Here is an 18,542-nt window from a genome sequence, read left to right as displayed (position 1 = left end):
CCCTACTCCTTGTTCAGTCCGCGTCATTGCTGTCGCTATTGAATTGCAGCTCGGCCAGCCGCGCGTACAGCGGGTTGCTCGCCACCAGCTCGCTGTGGCTGCCGATCGCGACCAGCTTGCCATGCTCGATCACCGCGATGCGGTCGGCACTCTTCACCGTAGCCAGGCGATGGGCGATCACCAGGGTGGTACGGCCCTGCATCAGGGTCGGCAGGGCCTGCTGGATCAGGTGTTCGCTTTCCGCATCGAGGGCGCTGGTGGCCTCGTCCAGCAGCAGGATCGGCGCGTCCACCAGCAGCGCGCGGGCAATCGCCAGGCGCTGACGCTGGCCGCCGGACAGGCCCAGGCCGGCATCGCCCAGGTGGGTCTGGTAACCCTGCGGCAGACGCTGGATAAATTCGTGGGCATGCGCCGCGCGCGCCGCCGCCTCGACCTCGGCCTGACTGGCCTCGGGTTTGCCGTAGCGCAGGTTGTCTTCCACGCTGCCGTAGAACAGCGCCGGATTCTGCGAAACCAAGGCGAAGCAGCGGCGCAGATCGGCCGGATCGAGGCGGTCGATGGCCACTCCTTCGACCAGAACCCTGCCCTCCTGTGGATCGAAGAAACGCAGCAGCAGGTCGAACAGGGTCGACTTGCCGGCGCCAGACGGCCCGACCAGGGCCAGGGTCTCGCCAGCACGCACCTGCAAACTGATGCCATCCACGGCGAAATGCTCGGGCCGCGACGGGTAAGCAAAACGCAGTTCCTCCAGCGCCAACTCGCCGCTGATCCGCGCTGGCAAGCGTTGCAGGTCAACGCTCGGCGCAGTGATGGCATTGTCCGTCTGCAGCAGTTCGGCAATGCGCTCGGCGGCGCCGGCAGCGCTCTGCAGCTCGCCGATCACCTCACTGACCGCACCGAAGGCCATGCCGACGATCAGGCTGTAGAACACGAAGGCGGCCAGGTCGCCGCCGGAAATCTTACCGGCGATCACGTCCATGCCTCCGACCCAGAGCATCACCCCGACCGCACCGAGCACCAGCACGATGACCACGGTGATCAGCCAGGCGCGCTGCTTGATGCGCTTGCGTGCGGTATCGAAGGCCGCCTCCACCGTCTGGCCGAAGCGGCTTTTGTCCTGGGCCTGGTGGTTGTAGGCCTGCACGGTCTTGATCTGGCCGAGGGTTTCGCCGACATAGCTGCCGACATCGGCCACGCGGTCCTGGGTCTGCCGGGACAGCGCGCGCACCCGCCGACCGAAGATCAGGATCGGCGCCACCACCAGCGGCAAAGCGACGATCACGATGGCGCTGAGCTTGGGGTTGGTGACGAACAGCAGGACGATGCCGCCGAGCATCATGATGATGTTGCGCAGCGCCATCGACAGCGACGAGCCGATTACCGTCTGCAGCAGCGTGGTGTCGGCGGTCAACCGCGACTGGATTTCCGAGGCGCGGTTGCTCTCGTAGAAGCCCGGATGCAGGCCGATCAGGTGATTGAACACGCGCTTGCGGATATCGGCTACGAAACGCTCGCCGATCCACGACACCAGGTAAAAACGGGTGAAGGTACCGACCGCCAGGGCCAGCACCAGGGCGAAGAACAGCCCGATCGACTGGTTCAGCGCCTGCTGCGACTGGGTCGCCAGGCCCTGGTCGACCAGCAGGCGAATGCCCTGACCCATGGACAGGGTGATAGCGGCGGTGAACATCAAGGCCAGCAAGGCGCCCAGCACCCGCCAGCGATACGGCGCGACAAAGCGGGCGGCCATGCGCAAGGCGGTGCGCTGGCGGGAAGACAGAATCGACGGCATGCGGTTCTCGCAGACAGGCCAGTGGCCCGGATTAGTCGAATAAGCCAGCAACGGCTTGCTCAGATTGCTCGCCGATAAGACGGCCTGTTACAGCAGATGGGGGCTGTACGGCAGCAGATCAAGCCAGCAGTGTCCGGCGTGCTTATTCATGCAGGAAACGCCGGGCATGGTCGGCATCCGGCAGCAAGCAATGGTCATAACACCCGAACAGGCGGTAGCGGTTCAGCGCGATGCGGTCGTAGCACCAGTCACGCAGCGGCCGCGGAATCAGCCGCAACCCAGCCATGAAGCGCCAGGGCGCCGGCAGCTGGGCGAGGATTCTCAGCACCGCCGTGGAGCGGACAAACAGCTCGGCGCCTTCGACATAGGCCATGGTGTCGAAATGATCGGTCGGCAAACCGAACCACTGCAGGATCGCCTGGCCTTCGCTGGACTGCACCGAGCACAAGCGAAAGCGTGCCTCGCGGTCATGGCGGATAAGGAACTTCGCCCAGCCATTGCACAACTTGCACACCCCGTCGAACAGCACCACGCGCTCGCCGGGCTGGATAAAGGGTGGCAACGGCTTAGCTGTCATCGCACGCTCCTTGGCAGTCTTGCCTGCATGCTACGCCAATCAAGGGCTGACGAAGCGGTAATGGCCGGTCACGGTGAAGGCAAACAGGATGTCCTCTTCCTGGGTGCCACGACCGATGTTGTGCAGGATCAGCGGCACGCCCTGCGCGGTACGGCGATCGGAGACGATGCCGATATGGGTCAGGCCGCGGCCCAGATCCCAGGTGACGATATCGCCGGGCAGATAATCCGCCGCCTGCTGGCTGATCGGCTGGGCCAGGCCCTGACGCTTGAACCAGGTCATCAGATTGGGCACCCGGCGGTGGTCGATATTGCGGTCAGGGCGCTTGAGCCCCCAGTTCTGCGGGTAGGCGGCGAAATGCCCGCGCATGTCCTCGTGCACCGCCTGCTGCAGATCCAGGCTCTGGACACGCAGGGCGCGGATCAGCACATCGGTGCACACGCCGGTAGCCAGCGGTACATCGCCGCCGGGATAGTCGAGCTGGCGGTAGACAGGGTCATAGCTGAGGGTCACGCCAACCTGCTGGCGGGCGGCGCTGATCAGCTGCTCCGGCTGGATCGACTGCGCCCATGCCGGCAGCGCCAGACACAGACACAGCCAGACCACAACGGCACGGCCCACTGCCTGATAACGCTCCATCCTCTTGCAACCCTGGCGCATTTAACCCTCCTTGGGTGATTCCGCACTCCAACCTACCGGATAGAGCAGCTCTTCCTTGTAGCCGGCCCACACCCGCACCGCATCGGGGAAAGCCTCGTCCAGCGCCGGGTCGCCGCTGTCCACCAGCAGCGGGCGGCCTTCCAGGGTAGCGAGCTTGCGCTTGGTGGCGATGACCCGCAGGTGTTCCAGGCCGATGGCGTGCAGCACCCGTGGGCTGATCTGCTGGTTGCCGCGGCCGATGATATGGCCCTGGCCACCGATGGCGGTGACCAGCAGGCGCGCAGGGTAGCCGTCGACCAGCTCGAACAGCTGGGCTTCGGTCACATCGCGCGCCAGCACGGCGCCATTCTCGATCACGTCGACGCCGAGCAGGGTGGCCTCCAGGCCGAGGTTGTGCGCCAGGCCGTGCAGGGTCGAACCGGGGCCGAAAACGTAGCGCACGCCCTGCTCCCAGCTCTCCTGCAGCCAGTCGGCCAGGTCGACCAGCACCAGCTCCTCGGACTCCATGCCGGCCTGTTTGGTGTGCTGCATGAAGCTGCCTTCGACCGGCACCGTCAGCTCGCCGTACCAGCGCGCGCTGACCCTGCCGTCGCGCAGCGCCGCCTCGTCGAGATCGCGCACTTCGCCACTGGCCAGGCGCACCAGGCCGCCCTCCACCAGGCGCCGGGCCAGCTCGCCGGCGGCGCGCGGGCTGATGGCGTAGACCCCGGAATGGATCTTCACCCCGGCCGGAATGCCCAATACCGGCTGCTCCTCGCGCACGGCCTCGCAGATATCGCGGGCGGTGCCATCGCCGCCGGCAAACAGGATCAGCGCACAGCCAGCATCCTGCAGCGCCTGCACGGCACGTTGAGTATCGGCGGCGCTGGTCGCGCCCTCGCCCAGATCACCCAGCACGCGATGGGCATAGCCCAGTTCAGCCAGCAGCTCGGCGCCCATCGGCCCGGGAAAGCTGAGGAACTGCAGACGCCCGGCCACCGGCCGCAGACATTCCAAAGCGATGCGCGTGCGCTCGGCGGCACGCGGCTCGGCGCCTCGCGCCAGGGCCTCGGCGGCCACCCCATCACTGCCCTTGAGCGCAGCGCCCCCCCCCAGGCCAGCCAGGGGGTTGATGATCAAGCCGATATGAAAGATGGCGCTCATGCTGGTTCCTGCTTCAACTACATACAAAGTCTGATTGGCAGGCAGCGGACTTTGCCAAAAACTGCCGCAACCGACGCTATAAACACTTCAATTTGAACCGCAGGCCCGCTAGCCGGGTCAACCCTTGACTGGCTTAGTGCCCCGTTCTTCAAGCGCTCATTTGGTGCTTCTGACTGTCACCGCGCGTTCACACAGCCTATCTAGACTGCGCGCATTCACCTGATGAGGAGACAGGCCATGAACTTGAAAGACAGCAATCCAACCCCTCAACGTGTCATCCCCTTGCAACCGCAGCATGCGGTGGGCGGCTCGTTCATCGATGCCCAGGGTCGCGAAGTACCGATCACCGAAGGCATGATCCAGCGCGCCTGTCGCGAATTGGAAAAGCACTGGTCGCTGCCCAAACAAGCCTAAGAGCCTGTTCAAAGTCTCGCGAGCTAGAGCCAGGCAAGACGAAATCGGGCGAAGAAGCGCAGTTTACGAGTTGTAAATGAGCATTCTGAGCCCGATTTCAACGCAGCATGGCCGACGCGCAGCAGACATTGAACAGGTTCTAAGCCTTACCCCTCCTGCCCTATGGGCTGATCAACCCGAGCATTGCCCGGGTTTTTCTTTGCGCTCACACCAGCTGCGCACCCAGCGCGCCGACCAGTTGTCGTAGGGCCGGCGCCTCATCCTGCAGACGCACACGCAGCCCGTCGATCTCGCGGCGATAGGGGTAGTGTTTGCGCAAAGCATCGAAGGCCACCTTGCGCTGCTCGGCGCTGCCCACCAGCGAGCGGCGGAAATCCGCATCGTCTCGGCGCGGGTCGTAGACTGCGCGGCACAGGGTGGCCAGCGCCCATTCAGGCGTAGCCTTGGCATGCAGGCTCAGTTCGTTCAGCCAGGCCGGCGGCAGCAGATTGCTCAACTGCACCTGCTCGGCCAGACCGTTGGCGGCGCAATAGGCCTGGTAGATCTGCGCGGTACCGCGCAGCTTGCCGTCCAGGCTGTAACCGGCGATATGCGGAGTGGCGATCTGGCACAGCGCGGCCAGCTCGGGGTCGACCTGCGGCTCACCCTCCCAGACGTCCAGCACCACCTGCAGATCCGCCCCCGCGCGCAGATGGCCGAGCAGCGGCTGGTTATCCACCACCGCGCCCCGGCTGGCATTGATCAGCCAGCTACCGGGACGCAGCTGCTGCAGCTCGCGGGCGCCGATCAGATGGCGGGTCGTGGCATCCAGCGGGGTGTGCAGGCTGATTACATCGCAGTCGCGCAGGATGCTTTGCAGCTCGACGAAGTCGCCCCCTTCGGCGGCCTGCCGCGGAGGGTCGCAGACCCGCACATCCCAACCCAGGCCGCGCAGCACCTTGACCAGGCGCCCACCCACCTGGCCGGCGCCGATCACGCCGTAGCAACGTTCGGCCAGCGGCTTGCCGGTTTTTTCGGCCAGGGCCAGCAGTGCGCCCAACACATAATCCACCACGCCGCGGGCATTGCAGCCGGGGGCACTGGACCAGGCGATGCCCGCTTCATCGAAATAATCGAGGTCGAGGTGGTCGGTGCCGATGGTGCAGGTACCGACGAAGCGCACCGCGCTGCCCTCCAGCAAGGCGCGGTCGACGTGGGTTACCGAACGCACCAGCAGTACTTCGGCATCGCCCAGGGCGGCACGGTCGATCGCGCGTCCTGGATGGCGGCTGATCGCGCCAAAACCGGCAAAGAACTCGTCGAGCAGGGGGATATTTTCGTCGGCTACGATACGCATACGGCTCTCCACAACAGAGGCGCTATTCTAGGCGCAGGCGGGCCATGTGGGTATGCCGGCCTTTCCTGACCGATCCGTCAGCGCGTAAACTAACGCGCCTCGCGCACCCTCCTGCTGGTCTCCTGCATGTCCACCCTGTCCCGCCCCGCCCGCGTCCACACCGAACTGCGCGCCCTGCTCAAACTGGCCACGCCCATCATCATCGCCCAGCTGGCCAACACCGCCATGGGCTTTGTCGATACCGTGATGGCCGGTCGCGTCAGCCCCCATGACCTGGCCGCCGTGGCGCTGGGCAACTCGCTGTGGGTGCCGGTATTCCTGTTGATGACCGGCATTCTCCTGGCCACCACGGCCAAGGTGGCGCAACGCTTCGGTGCCGGCCAGGAACGCGACATCGGCGCGCTGGTGCGCCAGGGCCTGTGGCTGGGCCTGGCGGTGGGTTGCGGCTCGGCCGCCCTGCTGTGGAACGCCACGCCGGTGCTGCGCCTGATGGACGTCGACCCCAGCCTGATCGAACCGGCCATGGGCTACCTGCGCGGCGTCGCCTGCGGTTTCCCGGCGGTGGCGCTGTATTACGTGCTGCGTTGCTACAGCGATGGCCTTGGTCATACCCGACCGAGCATGGTCCTGAGCCTGTGCGGCCTGTTGCTGAACATTCCGCTCAACTATGTGCTGATCTACGGCAAATTCGGCCTGCCGGCGCTGGGCGGCGTGGGCTGCGGCTGGGCCACCGGCATCGTCATGTGGTGCATGCTGCTGGGCATGCTGTGGTGGGTGAACTGGGCGCCGTTCTACAAGCCCAGCCAGCTGTTCAGCCGCTTCGACTGGCCGCAGTGGCCGGTGATCCGCCGTCTTCTCGGCGTGGGCGTGCCGATCGGCGTATCGGTGTTCGCCGAGTCGAGCATTTTCGCCGTGATCGCCCTGCTGATCGGCAGCCTGGGCGCCACCGTGGTGGCCGGGCACCAGATCGCCCTCAACTTCAGCTCGCTGATCTTCATGATTCCCTACTCGCTGGGCATGGCCGCCACCGTGCGCGTCGGCCAGGCGCTGGGCCGCGGCGAGCCGCGCAATGCACGCTTCGCTGCCGGGGTGGCGATGGGCACCGCGCTGGCCTATGCCTGCCTGTCCGCCAGCCTGGTGTTGCTGCTGCGCGAACAGATCGCGCAGATCTACACCGCGGACCCGGCGGTGATCGCCATCGCGGCCACGCTGATGGTCTATTCGGCGCTGTTCCAGTTCTCCGATGCGGTACAGGTGACCGCCGCCGGCGCACTGCGCGGCTATCAGGACACCCGCGCGACCATGCTCTTCACCCTGTTCGCCTACTGGGGCATCGGCCTGCCGGTGGGCTATGGCCTGGGCCTGGCCGACTGGTTCGGCGAGCCCTCCGGGCCCAGCGGGCTGTGGCAGGGGCTGATCGTCGGGCTGACCTGCGCGGCCATCCTGCTCGGCATTCGCCTGGCGCGCAGTGCCCGTCGGCGCATTCGCGCTCAGTCGTCGAGTGCGACGGTGGCAGCCAGGGCCGCCCAGTAGTCGGCCGACAGGTACTCGCGTCCGGCCAACAGGTGCTCAAGATAGGCGCGGCTGGGGGCCAGGCCCTCGCTGCGCCAGAACGGGTTGGCGATATAGATCCAGGCAGTGATCGGCCCCTTCTCGGTCTGCACCGCCAGGCGCTCGCGGCTGTAGTAAATCGGCGTGCCTTCGAAGTGATCCAGCTTGAAGATCTCGTGCTGATCGGCCAGGCGATACAGCACGCCTTCGACCACGCCGCCGAGCTGGTGGCGGATATTGGCGTAGGCGCGGCCGGGATGGTCATGGGCGCGCTTGTTGAAGCACAGGGCAAAGCCCGGCAAATGCCCGGACAGCACCTGCTCCACCCGCAATCCGCGCGCCTGCATGCGCGCCGGGTTCATGTTGGAGCCATAGGCGAAGTAGTACGGCATTACTCGGCTTTCTTGCGAATCCAGTAGAGATAGACGCCGCCCTCTTCGCTCTGCTCAACCAACTGGTGATCGAGGAACATGCAGAACTTGGGAATATCGCGGCGGGTCGAGGGGTCGGTGGCGATCACCTTGAGCAGGCCACCGGGCGCCAGGTCGCGCACCTTGTTGTGCAGCATCATCACCGGCTCCGGGCAGTTGAGCCCGCTGGCGTCGAGGATGGCGTCGGGAATGACGGCAGAGTGTTGGGACATCGTAAAACTCCGGAAACAGGCCGCTATTGTGGCGCATAGGACAGCTCGAGCCCAGCGCAGGAGATCGGCGCATGACGACAACGGCTAGGAATTCGTCCTGCGCGCGAGCCTGCCCCTGGCCTGGCACCGTAGGAGCGAGCTCTGCTCGCGAACCAAGCCCCGGAGAACCCCGCTTCGCGAGTAGAGCTCGTTCCTACATCAGAGCCGACGCAGGTGACAGGTCACTTCCTCACGATCATGGTAGAGCTGTTTGCAGGCGATCGAGACCTTGATCTTGCGCGCGGCGAAGGCATCTTCCAGGCGCTGCAGCAAGCGGCAGACTTCGGCATAGCGCTGCTTCATCGGCAGCTTGAGGTTGACCACTGCCTCACGGCACAGGCCCTCGCCGATCCAGGTTTCCAGCAGCGCGGCGTTGCGCGCCGGTTTCTCGACGATGTCGCAAACCATCCAGTCCACCGGCTGCTTGGGCTTCCAGGTGAAGCCGTCGACCATCAGATGCTGCACCAGGCCGGTGTCCATCAGGCTTTCGGCCATCGGCCCGTTGTCGATGGCGGTGACCAGCATGCCGCGCTTGACCAGTTGATAGGTCCAGCCGCCCGGCGCGGCGCCGAGGTCGACGCCGGTCATCTCGTCCGACAGCCGCGTGTCCCACTGCTCGCGCGGGATGAAGTAGTGCCAGGCCTCCTCCAGCTTGAGGGTCGAACGACTCGGCGCCTCGCGCGGGAACTTCAGGCGCGGGATGCCCATCGGCCACGGCGCCTGGTTGTTGGCCTCGGCCAGGCCGAGGAACACCTCGCGGCCGCTCTTGAAGGTCAGCAGCAGGCGCGGCTTGTTCGGATCGTCGACCAGCTTGCCCGCCGCCGTCAGCGCCTTGCGCAGCGGCGCCTCGAACTTCTTGCAGAAATTCGACAGCTCCTTGCCGTCATTGGTATCGAACACTTCCAGCCACAGGCTGCCGCACACCGGGTAAGCGGTCAGGCTGCTCAGCAATACGCTGATGCGGTCAGTTTCCGGCAACTCCACGTAACTGCCACGAGCCCATTGGCGCGGGAAGATCAATTTATTGAACCGCAGGCCCTGCATCAGCCTCTCAGTACCATCGGCCTCGCTGCAGACGAACTCGGCGTGGGCGCTGCTCGCCTTGCCCTTGGCATAGCCGGACACGTTCAGGCGCGCGGCGTGGTCGCTGATCTCGGAACAGACTTCACCTTCGAAGCCCGGGCGGCAGTGCAATAGCAGGGTATTCATGGTGGTTCTCCTCAGGCCGCGCATGATAGCCGAGTCCGCCCGCCACAGCGCGTGCGGCGGCCAGGCGAAACTGGCAGGAGCTGACTGGGCGGTCTAGTTTCACTGCTTGGCCGCAACCGATGCTGACCACGCAGGAGATATGCAGATGGCTTCCCTTGATAGCCTCAATTGCCAGCGCAGCCTGGATATCGACGGCACGCTCTACCACTACTACAGCCTGCCGGAGGCGGCCAAGAGCCTCGGCGATATCAGCCGCCTGCCGCTGTCGCTCAAGGTGCTGCTGGAAAATCTGCTGCGCTGCGAAGACAACGCCACGGTCAGCGTTTTCGATATCAAGGCCATGGTTGATTGGCAGCAGGAGCGGCGCAGCGACCACGAGATCCAGTTCCGCCCGGCGCGCGTGCTGATGCAGGACTTCACCGGCGTGCCGGCGGTGGTCGACCTGGCGGCCATGCGCGCCGCCATGGCCGCCGCCGGTGGCGACCCGCAGCAGATCAATCCGCTGTCGCCGGTGGACCTGGTGATCGACCACTCGGTAATGGTCGACCAGTACGCCTCGCCCGGCGCCTTCGGCCAGAACGTCGACATCGAGATGCAGCGCAATGGCGAGCGCTACGCCTTCCTGCGCTGGGGACAGGACGCCTTCGCCAACTTCCGCGTGGTGCCGCCAGGCACCGGCATCTGCCACCAGGTCAACCTGGAATACCTGGCCCGCACCGTGTGGACCAAGGAAGAGAACGGCCAGACCCTGGCCTTCCCCGACACCCTGGTCGGCACCGACTCGCACACCACCATGATCAACGGCCTCGGCGTGCTCGGCTGGGGCGTCGGTGGCATCGAGGCGGAAGCGGCGATGCTCGGCCAGCCGGTGTCGATGCTGATTCCCGAGGTGATCGGCTTCAAGCTCAGCGGCAAGCTGCGCGAAGGCATCACCGCCACCGACCTGGTGCTGAGCGTGACGCAGATGCTGCGCAAGCAAGGCGTGGTCGGCAAATTCGTCGAGTTCTATGGCGATGGCCTGGCCGAGCTGCCCCTGGCCGACCGCGCCACCATCGCCAACATGGCCCCAGAATACGGCGCCACCTGCGGCTTCTTCCCGGTGGACGCGATCACCCTCGGCTACCTGCGCCTGTCCGGGCGCCCGGAGGCCACCATCAAGCTGGTCGAGACCTACAGCAAGACCCAGGGCCTGTGGCGCGAGCCGGGCCATGAGCCGCTGTTCAGTGCCAGCCTGGAGCTGGACATGGGCAGCGTCGAGGCTTGCCTGGCCGGGCCCAAACGCCCGCAGGATCGCGTACCACTGCCGCTGGTAAGCCAGGCCTTCGACGACCTGCTGGCCCTGCAGCTCAAAGCCGCTGCTGGCGTGCCCGGCAATAGCCTGGTCGAGCATGACAGCCAGATCTACAAGCTGCAGGACGGCGCCGTGGTAATCGCCGCCATCACCTCCTGCACCAACACCTCCAACCCCAGCGTGATGATGGCCGCCGGCCTGCTGGCGAAGAAAGCGGTAGAGAAAGGACTACAGCGCAAGCCCTGGGTGAAGAGCTCGCTGGCCCCCGGTTCCAAGGTAGTCACCGAATACTTCGCCGCCGCCGGCCTGACTCGCTACCTGGACGAACTGGGCTTTGCCCTGGTCGGCTACGGCTGCACCACCTGCATCGGCAATTCCGGGCCGCTGCTCGAACCGATCGAGACGGCCATCCAGCAGGCCGACCTGACCGTGGCCGCGGTGCTATCCGGCAACCGCAACTTCGAAGGCCGCGTGCACCCGCTGGTCAAGGCCAACTGGCTGGCCTCACCGCCACTGGTGGTGGCCTACGCCCTGGCTGGAACGGTGCGCATCGACCTCAGCAGCCAGCCGCTGGGTACCGGCCGCGACGGGAGCCCGGTGTACCTACGCGATATCTGGCCAAGCCAGGCAGAGATTGCCGCGGCAGTGGCCCAGGTCAGCAGCAGCATGTTCCGCAAGGAATACGCTGCGGTGTTCAGCGGCGATGCGCAGTGGCAGGCGATCGCCGTGCCGCAGGCCGCCACCTATGTCTGGCAGGCGGACTCCACCTATATCCAGCACCCGCCGTTCTTCGCCGACATTGCCGGCGACCCGCCACATGTCGGCGATATCCACGGCGCGCGCATCCTCGCCCTGCTCGGTGACTCGGTGACCACCGACCACATCTCCCCCGCCGGCAATATCAAGAAGGACAGCCCGGCCGGGCGCTACCTCGGCGAGCACGGCGTGGCCCAGGCCGACTTCAACTCCTACGGCTCGCGGCGCGGCAACCACGAAGTGATGATGCGCGGCACCTTCGCCAATATCCGCATCCGCAACGAGATGCTCGGCGGCGAGGAAGGCGGCAATACCCTGCACATGCCCAGCGGCGACAAGCTGGCTATCTACGACGCGGCCATGCGCTATCAGGACGAAGGCGTGCCGCTGGTGATCTTCGCCGGCCAGGAATACGGCACCGGCTCCAGCCGCGACTGGGCGGCCAAGGGCACCAACCTGCTGGGCGTGAAAGCGGTGATCGCCGAGAGCTTCGAGCGTATCCACCGCTCCAACCTGGTGGGCATGGGCGTGCTGCCGCTGCAGTTGCGCAATGGACAAAGCCGCAAGAGCCTGCAGCTGAATGGTACAGAGAAAGTCACCATAGGCGGCCTGGATGGCGTCAGCCTGCGCCCACACATGAGCCTGGCGCTGGACATCACCCGCGCCGACGGCAGCCATGAGGAAGTCGAAGTGCTGTGCCGCATCGACACGCAGAACGAGGTGGAATACTTCAAGGCCGGCGGCATCCTGCATCATGTGCTGCGGCAGATGCTGAAGAGCTGAGAACCTGTCTACGATCTCTTGATCGTCGGCCATGCTGCGTTGAAATCGGGCTCGGGCTGCTCATTTACAGCTCGTAAACTCCGCGCCCTCGCCCAATTGATTCGCTGGCGCTTCCCCTTCGGGCCAGCCTGCGGCTGTTACTCCCGTTGGTCGTTGCGCCTTGCCTGGCTCTAGTTCAAAAGATCGTAAACAGACTCTGAAGCCGCTGCCGCCACCGACGGCCGCATGTTGGTTGCGGGTGAGGCTGTTTCAGCTGGTCACCGTGATCTTCGGTGTGCGCCCGTAGACGTCTTCCAGGCGCTCGATGTCGTCCTCGCCAAGGTAGCTGCCGGACTGCACCTCGATGATCTCCAGGGGGATCTTGCCGGGGTTGCTCAGGCGGTGCACCGAGGCGATGGGGATGTAGGTCGACTGGTTCTCGGTGAGCAGGAACACCTTGTCGTCGCAGGTCACCTGCGCCGTGCCGGACACCACGATCCAGTGCTCGGCGCGGTGGTGGTGCATCTGCAGCGACAACTGCGCCCCGGGTTTGACCGTGATGTGCTTGACTTGGTGGCGCGAGCCGTTGTCCACCGAGTCATAGCTGCCCCAGGGGCGGTAGACGGCGCAGTGACTCTGGGTTTCCTTGCGGCCCTGGGCGTCGAGCAGGTTGACCATCTTCTTGACGTCCTGCACCGCATCCTTGTGCGCGACCATCACCGCATCCTTGGTCTCGACCACCACCACGTCACTCATGCCGATCAGGGTCACCAGCTTGGACGTGCCGTGCACGAAACTGTTCTGGCTGCTGTGGGTCACCACATCGCCCCTGAGCACATTGCCGTCGCTGTCCTTCTCGTGCACATCCCACAACGACGACCAGGAGCCGACATCACTCCAGCCCGCCGCCAGCGGCACCACGCAGGCGCGTGCGGTTTTCTCCATCACCGCGTAGTCGATGGAGTTGTCCGGGCAGCATTCGAAGGTGCCGGCATCGATGGTCAGCACGCCAAGCGCAGCCTTGCTGCGTTCCAGGGTCAGCACGCAGGTGTCGTAGATATCCGGCTCATGGTTGCGCAGTTCATCCAGGAAGCGACTGGCGCGGAACAGGAACATGCCGCTGTTCCAGTAGTAACCGCCGCTGCGCACGAATTCGCTGGCGCGTGACGCATCCGGCTTCTCGACGAATTGGGTCACCCGGTAGGCACCGGGGACCAGGCCATCGCCCTCCTCGCTGCGGCCAGCCTTGATGTAGCCAAAGCCGGTCTCCGGTTTGTCCGCCGGCACGCCGAACAGCACCATTTCCCCTTCTTCCGCTGCCGCGCTGGCCAGCTCCAGGGCCTTGCGCAGGTTCAGCTCGTCACTGATCACATGGTCGGCCGGCAGGATCAGCATCAGCTCGTCGCGCCCCTCGGCCAACAGCTGCAGAGCGGTCATCGCCACTGCCGGCGCCGTGTTGCGGCCGAAGGGTTCGAGCAGCATCGACTGGGCATGGCTGCCGATCTTGGCCAGCTGTTCGTTAACGATGAAGCGGTGGTCCAGGTTGCACACCACGATGGGCTTCTGCATGCCGTCGAAAGCCAGGCGCTGCACGGTCTGTTGGAACAGCGAGTGCTCGCCGGCAAGGGCAAGGAACTGCTTGGGATACAGCTTGCGCGACAGGGGCCAGAGCCGCGAACCGCTACCGCCGGAAAGGATGACCGGGATCATGGGGTGTCTCCATTCAATATCCGTTCAAATAGGACCTGTCCCGCGCAGCCGGAACGGATGTACCGGGCCTGGGAAATGCTTCAGGGCTTACCTCAAGGCAGTTGTCCGCATGATGCGAAGCGATAAAGTCGCCCGGCAGTCGGCAGAGTGCAGTCACACAGCGGTCGCCCTGGATACCAAGACGAGCGGTGTGAGCCTCGGTCAACCGAGCAGCGGCTTCCCTGCGCGTCCTCCATGGCGGGCCGAGCAGCCGTTTTTCTTGGAAGTTGTGCCAGCCGCCAGCAAGCGCGAGCTGAATGGATAACGCCTTACCAGCCGATACCGACCAGTTGCTCGGTACTGGTATGGCGCATGAAGCCGACCAGATCGAGCATTCTCTTCCCCGGCGCGAGCTTCTCGACCACAGCGGCGAACAGTTCATCGCCATTACCCAGCACGATCACATCGGCATCGGCCACCACCTGTTCCAGGTTGGTGCGCAGCAAGGACGATACGTGGGGAATCTTCGACTCGATGTACTCGCGGTTGGCCCCATGCACCCGGGCATATTCGACGTTGCGGTCATAGATCTGCAGGTCGAAGCCCTTGCCGATCAGCATCTCCGCCAGCTCCACCAGCGGGCTTTCGCGCAGGTCGTCGGTACCGGCCTTGAAGCTCAGCCCCAGTAGCGCCACCTTGCGCTTGTCGAAGCCGGCGATGATGTTGAAGGCTTTCTGCACCTGGCCACTGTTGCTTCGCATCAATGAATTGAGCAACGGCGAGTCGACATCCAGCTGGTTGGCGCGGTAGGCCAGTGCGCGCACATCCTTGGGCAGGCAGGAGCCACCGAAGGCGAAGCCGGGCTTCATGTAGTACTTGGACAGGTTGAGTTTGTGGTCCTGGCAGATCACGTCCATCACCTCGCGCCCATCGACCCCGACCGCCATGGCGATATTGCCGATCTCGTTGGCGAAGGTGACCTTTGCCGCGTGCCAGACATTGCAGGTGTACTTGATCATCTCCGCGACTTCGATGCTCTTGCGGATGATCGGCGCGTCCAGCTCGCTGTAGATGGCTTCGAGCAGGTCGCCGGAAGTACTGTCCAGTTCGCCGATCACGGTCATGGCCGGGAAGTCGTAGTCCTTGATCGCCGTGCTTTCACGGAGGAACTCCGGGTTGACCGCAACGCCGAAGTCCTTGCCGGCCTTTAGTCCCGAGTACTTTTCCAGGGTCGGAATGACCACCCCACGCAATGTCCCCGGCAGCACGGTACTGCGCACCACCACGGTATGCCGCGTAGCCTTCTCCGGCAGCACCTTGCCAATCTGCTGGCAGACTTCCTCGATATAGGACACATCGAGGTCGCCATTGCGTTTGCTCGGTGTCGGCGGAGCCAGGAAGGAAATATCCGTCGCCATCACCGCCTCGCGCACATTGAGGGTGCCGCGCAAGTTGCCACTGCCGACCCCTTTTTGCAGCAGAGCTTCCAGGCCCGGCTCGACTATGGGTGACTTGCCGCTGTTGATCAGGTCGATTTTCAACGCCGAGATATCCACCCCGACAATCTGGTGGCCACGCGCCGACAGACAACCGGCACATACCGCGCCGACGTACCCCAAGCCAAAGATGCTGATGCGCATTGAACGATCTCCTCCTTGCGTTAACCCGTGCAGCAACCCCCAGGTAGCTGCACCCTCGCGAGACCGACAGGTACTACAGACTCCTCGTCCCACACTTCAAATTGCACATTCCACTGATGCTTATTTGAAATGCTATTCCGGCATTCAACGTGTCGAGAGCAAAACGAGTGCCAGTTATATCCAGTCAGACTCAAGACCGAACACTTTCAAACTTTCCTTACAAAACAGCCATCTAGTTAACGGCGACAACCGCAGCACAGCCAAAGAAAGCCAATATTACGGCACCAAAACAAGGCAACCGCTCTAGAATGCAGCGCACGACAGTGTTTTTAGAAAACATCACCTAATAAACTGATAGCTAATAATGAAATAAAAACACTGTTTTAGTAGCGAATCACACTAACAATCAGTTTATTGACTCCAAACTAAGCCAGCTAGTTCTTACCCTGAACAGAGATGCCAGATCGAGATGAACAAATGATTAAACCTTACTGCCTTATTTCGACAGCCCTGCATCCGCCGCCCATGGAGTGAACGGCAAGTTCAAAAAATATTATTGACGTCAAAATATTATTGACCGCCTTCTGCCGTTACACTGCAGCCTCTTCAGGATCAGCCGCTAAACTTCCAGCAGCTACGGCCGATCCATCCTGGACAGCCACCCGCACAAGAATCGACACGCATGCGCAATAATCAGCCCGTCACCCAGCGTGAACGCACCTTCCCCGCCCAGCAGCGCCTGATCTCCACCACGGACACCAAGGGCCAGATCACCTACTGCAACGAAGCCTTTATCGAGATCAGCGGTTTTTCTCGCGAAGAACTGATGCGTGCGCCGCACAATCTGGTGCGTCATCCGGACGTCCCGCCGGCCGTGTTCGACCATATGTGGACGACCCTGAAGAAGGGCCGCCCGTGGATGGGCATCGTCAAGAACCGCAGCAAGAATGGCGACCACTACTGGGTCAACGCCTATGTCACGCCGATGCTGGAAAACAACCAGGTGGTTGGTTACGAGTCGGTACGGGTAAAACCCACCAGCGAACAGGTCAAACGCGCTGAAGCACTCTATGCGCGGATAAACGCCGGCAAGTCGGCCATCCCCAGCAGCGATGCCTGGTTGCCGATGCTGCAGGCCTGGCTGCCGTTCATCCTGGTCAGCCAGATCGGTTTCCTGGTCGGCCACTGGATGGGCTCGACCTGGGGCTTCCTGCTCGCCGCCCTGCTCTCCGTGCCGTTGGGCCTGGCTGGCCTGGCCTGGCAGAACCGCGGGGTTAAACGCCTGCTGCACCTGGCCGAACAGACCACCTCCGACCCGCTGATCGCGCAGATGTACACCGACAGCCGTGGCGCCGAGGCGCGCCTGGAAATGGCCATGCTCAGCCAGGACGCGCGCCTGAAGACCTGCCTGACCCGCTTGCAGGACACCGCCGAGCGCCTGACCAAGCAAGCCCGCCAGGCCGATCAACTGGCGCACAACAGCTCCGCCGGCCTGGAGCGCCAGCGCGTGGAGACCGAACAGGTTGCCACCGCCATCAACGAGATGGCCGCCACCACCCTGGAAGTGGCCAGCAACGTGGCGCGCACCGCCATTGCCACCCAGGAAGCCAATCGCCTGACGGGTGAAGGCCGCAATGTGACGGCAGAAACCCGCGCGGCCATCCAGCGCCTTTCCGTATCGGTCGGTGAAACCGGCGAAACCGTGTCGCGCCTGGCCCAGGACAGCAACGAAATCGGTGGCGTGGTCGATGTGATCAAGGGCATTGCCGACCAGACCAACCTCCTGGCCCTCAACGCCGCCATCGAGGCGGCGCGTGCCGGCGAGATGGGCCGCGGCTTTGCCGTGGTGGCCGACGAGGTGCGCTCGCTGGCACAGCGCACCGCCGAGTCCACCGGGCAGATCCACGGCCTGATCGCCAAGCTGCAGCGCACCGCGGAGGAAGCGGTGATGACCATGGAAGTCGGTCGCAAGCAGGCCGACGAAGGCGTCGAGCGTGTGCTGCAAGCCGACCAGGCCCTGGCTGGGATCAGCGAGGCAGTAGCCAATATCGCCGACATGGCCAATCAGATCGCCGCAGCCGCCGAGGAACAGAGCGCGGTGGCCGACGAGGTCAACCAGAACATCACCACCATCGCCCAGCTGGCCGACCAGACTGCCGGTGAGGCCTTGAGTACCGCCCATCTCAGCCAGGAGCTGACAGCCACCGCGCAGGATCAGTACTCGCTGGTCGAACGCTTCAACCGCTGATTCAGGCTCCATTAAAAAGGCCGGCATCTACCGGCCTTTTTATTGCGCGCTGGTTTTAACCGCGCAGGAACCCGACCACTGCATCGGCGGCAGCCTGCAGATGCTCTTCATGGCTAAAGCCACTGGCCTTCAACGGCTTCAGATCATGATCGCCCGCAGCCAGCCAGTGCAGCTGGATAGTCGGCGCCAACCCATAGCCTGCCACCGTCTGGCGATTGCCCATGGCATCGCGCTCGCCCTGCACGATCAGGGTTGGCGTGCGCAGTTCGGCCAGATGCGCCACCCGCGGCTTGTCCTGCTTGCCCACGGCATGGAAGGGATAACCGAGGCAGACCAGCGCATCGGCCTGTAGCTCATCGGCCAGCAGGCTGGCCATGCGCCCCCCCATGGACTTGCCGCCGATCGCCAGCGGCCCACCTACCTGCGCACGCACCTCGCGGTAGACCTGGCGCCAGCACTCCAGCAACTGCGCCTGCGGGTTGGGCGGCCGCTTGCCGCCATCGGCGCGTCGCGCGGCCATATAAGGAAACTCGAAACGCAACACGCTGACACCCCGTGCCGCCAACAGCTCGGCCATGCTTTGCATGAAAGCGCTGTCCATCGGTGCGCCAGCGCCATGGGCAAGGATCAGCGTGGCCTGCGGTATCTGGCCTGCCTGCGACATCAGCCCCGTCTGCGGCATCAGCGCTGCCTGCGACATTCCGTCAGCCCCATTCCACAACCATCCCCTCTCTCGGCATTGATCCCCGTCAATAACTGTCACCGTGCCATTACCCATGCTTAGCCTGCTTT

At 64.1% G+C, this 18,542-nt stretch carries 15 protein-coding genes; 4 read left to right on the top strand and 11 right to left on the bottom strand.

All coding sequences use genetic code 11. The features are described from left to right. Positions 1-13: 13 nt before the first annotated feature. From LRS11_RS15735 to LRS11_RS15720, 4 genes are all read right to left on the bottom strand, one after another. Positions 14-1,792 carry an ABC transporter transmembrane domain-containing protein gene (locus LRS11_RS15735; protein ID WP_260493853.1) on the bottom strand — a complete coding sequence of 593 codons (1,779 nt, stop codon included), beginning with the start codon at positions 1,790-1,792 and terminating at the stop codon, positions 14-16. Between the two features lie 142 nt (positions 1,793-1,934). Further along, on the bottom strand, positions 1,935-2,369 hold the full coding sequence (locus tag LRS11_RS15730) for a thiol-disulfide oxidoreductase DCC family protein (protein ID WP_260493852.1): 435 nt from the start codon (positions 2,367-2,369) through the stop codon (positions 1,935-1,937). A gap of 39 nt (positions 2,370-2,408) precedes the next feature. Next, positions 2,409-3,008, bottom strand: a complete 600-nt coding sequence (locus LRS11_RS15725; RefSeq protein ID WP_409519817.1) for a DUF1287 domain-containing protein — start codon at positions 3,006-3,008, stop codon at positions 2,409-2,411. 21 nt (positions 3,009-3,029) lie between these two features. After that, positions 3,030-4,172 (bottom strand): ATP-NAD kinase family protein, encoded by a 1,143-nt coding sequence (locus LRS11_RS15720; protein ID WP_260493850.1) that lies wholly within the window; start codon positions 4,170-4,172, stop codon positions 3,030-3,032. 237 nt (positions 4,173-4,409) lie between these two features. Here LRS11_RS15720 and LRS11_RS15715 point away from each other — a divergent pair, with 237 nt between their 5' ends. After that, positions 4,410-4,586, top strand: coding sequence for a PA1571 family protein (locus LRS11_RS15715; protein WP_260493849.1), 177 nt, complete (start codon positions 4,410-4,412; stop codon positions 4,584-4,586). A 205-nt stretch (positions 4,587-4,791) separates the two neighbouring features. On the opposite strand, the gene pdxB is transcribed toward LRS11_RS15715, so the two are convergent. Further along, a complete protein-coding gene (pdxB, locus tag LRS11_RS15710; protein WP_260493848.1) occupies positions 4,792-5,922 on the bottom strand; it encodes a 4-phosphoerythronate dehydrogenase PdxB in 1,131 nt (376 codons plus the stop codon). Between the two features lie 126 nt (positions 5,923-6,048). Between pdxB and LRS11_RS15705 the strand changes: the two genes are divergently transcribed. Beyond that, positions 6,049-7,455 carry an MATE family efflux transporter gene (locus LRS11_RS15705; protein ID WP_260493847.1) on the top strand — a complete coding sequence of 469 codons (1,407 nt, stop codon included), beginning with the start codon at positions 6,049-6,051 and terminating at the stop codon, positions 7,453-7,455. Here the strand turns inward: LRS11_RS15705 and LRS11_RS15700 are convergent. The 3 genes from LRS11_RS15700 to rlmM all read right to left on the bottom strand — a co-directional run bounded on the left by LRS11_RS15700 (position 7,413) and on the right by rlmM (position 9,364). Next, positions 7,413-7,865 carry a gamma-glutamylcyclotransferase family protein gene (locus tag LRS11_RS15700; RefSeq protein ID WP_260493846.1) on the bottom strand — a complete coding sequence of 151 codons (453 nt, stop codon included), beginning with the start codon at positions 7,863-7,865 and terminating at the stop codon, positions 7,413-7,415. The genes LRS11_RS15705 and LRS11_RS15700 overlap by 43 nt on opposite strands. Continuing rightward, positions 7,865-8,116 carry a sulfurtransferase TusA gene (gene tusA / locus LRS11_RS15695; RefSeq protein ID WP_173206136.1) on the bottom strand — a complete coding sequence of 84 codons (252 nt, stop codon included), beginning with the start codon at positions 8,114-8,116 and terminating at the stop codon, positions 7,865-7,867. The genes LRS11_RS15700 and tusA overlap by 1 nt, the downstream gene beginning before the upstream one ends. Positions 8,117-8,314: 198 nt before the next feature. Beyond that, positions 8,315-9,364: a 23S rRNA (cytidine(2498)-2'-O)-methyltransferase RlmM gene (gene rlmM / locus LRS11_RS15690; RefSeq protein ID WP_260493845.1), complete on the bottom strand. Its 1,050-nt coding sequence runs from the start codon at positions 9,362-9,364 to the stop codon at positions 8,315-8,317. Positions 9,365-9,509: 145 nt separating this feature from the next. On the opposite strand from rlmM, the gene acnA reads away from it, so the two are divergent. Continuing rightward, the gene (gene acnA / locus LRS11_RS15685; RefSeq protein WP_260493844.1) at positions 9,510-12,194 is read left to right on the top strand and encodes an aconitate hydratase AcnA; all 2,685 of its coding nucleotides are present in this window, start codon (positions 9,510-9,512) and stop codon (positions 12,192-12,194) included. A 249-nt stretch (positions 12,195-12,443) separates the two neighbouring features. Here acnA and LRS11_RS15680 read toward each other — a convergent pair whose 3' ends face one another. Both LRS11_RS15680 and LRS11_RS15675 read right to left on the bottom strand, forming a co-directional pair. Then, positions 12,444-13,883, bottom strand: coding sequence for a mannose-1-phosphate guanylyltransferase/mannose-6-phosphate isomerase (locus LRS11_RS15680; protein ID WP_260493843.1), 1,440 nt, complete (start codon positions 13,881-13,883; stop codon positions 12,444-12,446). 308 nt (positions 13,884-14,191) lie between these two features. After that, positions 14,192-15,502: a nucleotide sugar dehydrogenase gene (locus LRS11_RS15675; protein ID WP_260493842.1), complete on the bottom strand. Its 1,311-nt coding sequence runs from the start codon at positions 15,500-15,502 to the stop codon at positions 14,192-14,194. A 682-nt stretch (positions 15,503-16,184) separates the two neighbouring features. Between LRS11_RS15675 and LRS11_RS15670 the strand changes: the two genes are divergently transcribed. Further along, the gene (locus tag LRS11_RS15670; RefSeq protein ID WP_260493841.1) at positions 16,185-17,750 is read left to right on the top strand and encodes a methyl-accepting chemotaxis protein; all 1,566 of its coding nucleotides are present in this window, start codon (positions 16,185-16,187) and stop codon (positions 17,748-17,750) included. A gap of 55 nt (positions 17,751-17,805) precedes the next feature. On the opposite strand, the gene LRS11_RS15665 is transcribed toward LRS11_RS15670, so the two are convergent. Next, on the bottom strand, positions 17,806-18,528 hold the full coding sequence (locus LRS11_RS15665; RefSeq protein WP_312027007.1) for an alpha/beta family hydrolase: 723 nt from the start codon (positions 18,526-18,528) through the stop codon (positions 17,806-17,808). Between the last annotated feature and the right edge of the window lie 14 nt (positions 18,529-18,542).

This window comes from Pseudomonas sp. J452 (assembly GCF_024666525.1).
Classification (GTDB): Bacteria; Pseudomonadota; Gammaproteobacteria; order Pseudomonadales; family Pseudomonadaceae; genus Aquipseudomonas.
Note: the sequence above shows the minus strand (reverse complement) of the source record. Positions and strands in the feature narration are given on the sequence as shown.

Excerpts from the sequence above, each read along its gene's own strand:
- LRS11_RS15735 (WP_260493853.1), bottom strand. The coding sequence starts at position 1,792 with ATGCCGTCGATTCTGTCTTCCCGCCAGCGCACCGCCTTGCGCATGGCC.
- LRS11_RS15730 (WP_260493852.1), bottom strand. The coding sequence starts at position 2,369 with ATGACAGCTAAGCCGTTGCCACCCTTTATCCAGCCCGGCGAGCGCGTG.
- LRS11_RS15725 (WP_409519817.1), bottom strand. The coding sequence starts at position 3,008 with ATGGAGCGTTATCAGGCAGTGGGCCGTGCCGTTGTGGTCTGGCTGTGT.
- LRS11_RS15720 (WP_260493850.1), bottom strand. The coding sequence starts at position 4,172 with ATGAGCGCCATCTTTCATATCGGCTTGATCATCAACCCCCTGGCTGGC.
- LRS11_RS15715 (WP_260493849.1), top strand. The coding sequence starts at position 4,410 with ATGAACTTGAAAGACAGCAATCCAACCCCTCAACGTGTCATCCCCTTG.
- pdxB (WP_260493848.1), bottom strand. The coding sequence starts at position 5,922 with ATGCGTATCGTAGCCGACGAAAATATCCCCCTGCTCGACGAGTTCTTT.
- LRS11_RS15705 (WP_260493847.1), top strand. The coding sequence starts at position 6,049 with ATGTCCACCCTGTCCCGCCCCGCCCGCGTCCACACCGAACTGCGCGCC.
- LRS11_RS15700 (WP_260493846.1), bottom strand. The coding sequence starts at position 7,865 with ATGCCGTACTACTTCGCCTATGGCTCCAACATGAACCCGGCGCGCATG.
- tusA (WP_173206136.1), bottom strand. The coding sequence starts at position 8,116 with ATGTCCCAACACTCTGCCGTCATTCCCGACGCCATCCTCGACGCCAGC.
- rlmM (WP_260493845.1), bottom strand. The coding sequence starts at position 9,364 with ATGAATACCCTGCTATTGCACTGCCGCCCGGGCTTCGAAGGTGAAGTC.
- acnA (WP_260493844.1), top strand. The coding sequence starts at position 9,510 with ATGGCTTCCCTTGATAGCCTCAATTGCCAGCGCAGCCTGGATATCGAC.
- LRS11_RS15680 (WP_260493843.1), bottom strand. The coding sequence starts at position 13,883 with ATGATCCCGGTCATCCTTTCCGGCGGTAGCGGTTCGCGGCTCTGGCCC.
- LRS11_RS15675 (WP_260493842.1), bottom strand. The coding sequence starts at position 15,502 with ATGCGCATCAGCATCTTTGGCTTGGGGTACGTCGGCGCGGTATGTGCC.
- LRS11_RS15670 (WP_260493841.1), top strand. The coding sequence starts at position 16,185 with ATGCGCAATAATCAGCCCGTCACCCAGCGTGAACGCACCTTCCCCGCC.
- LRS11_RS15665 (WP_312027007.1), bottom strand. The coding sequence starts at position 18,528 with ATGGGTAATGGCACGGTGACAGTTATTGACGGGGATCAATGCCGAGAG.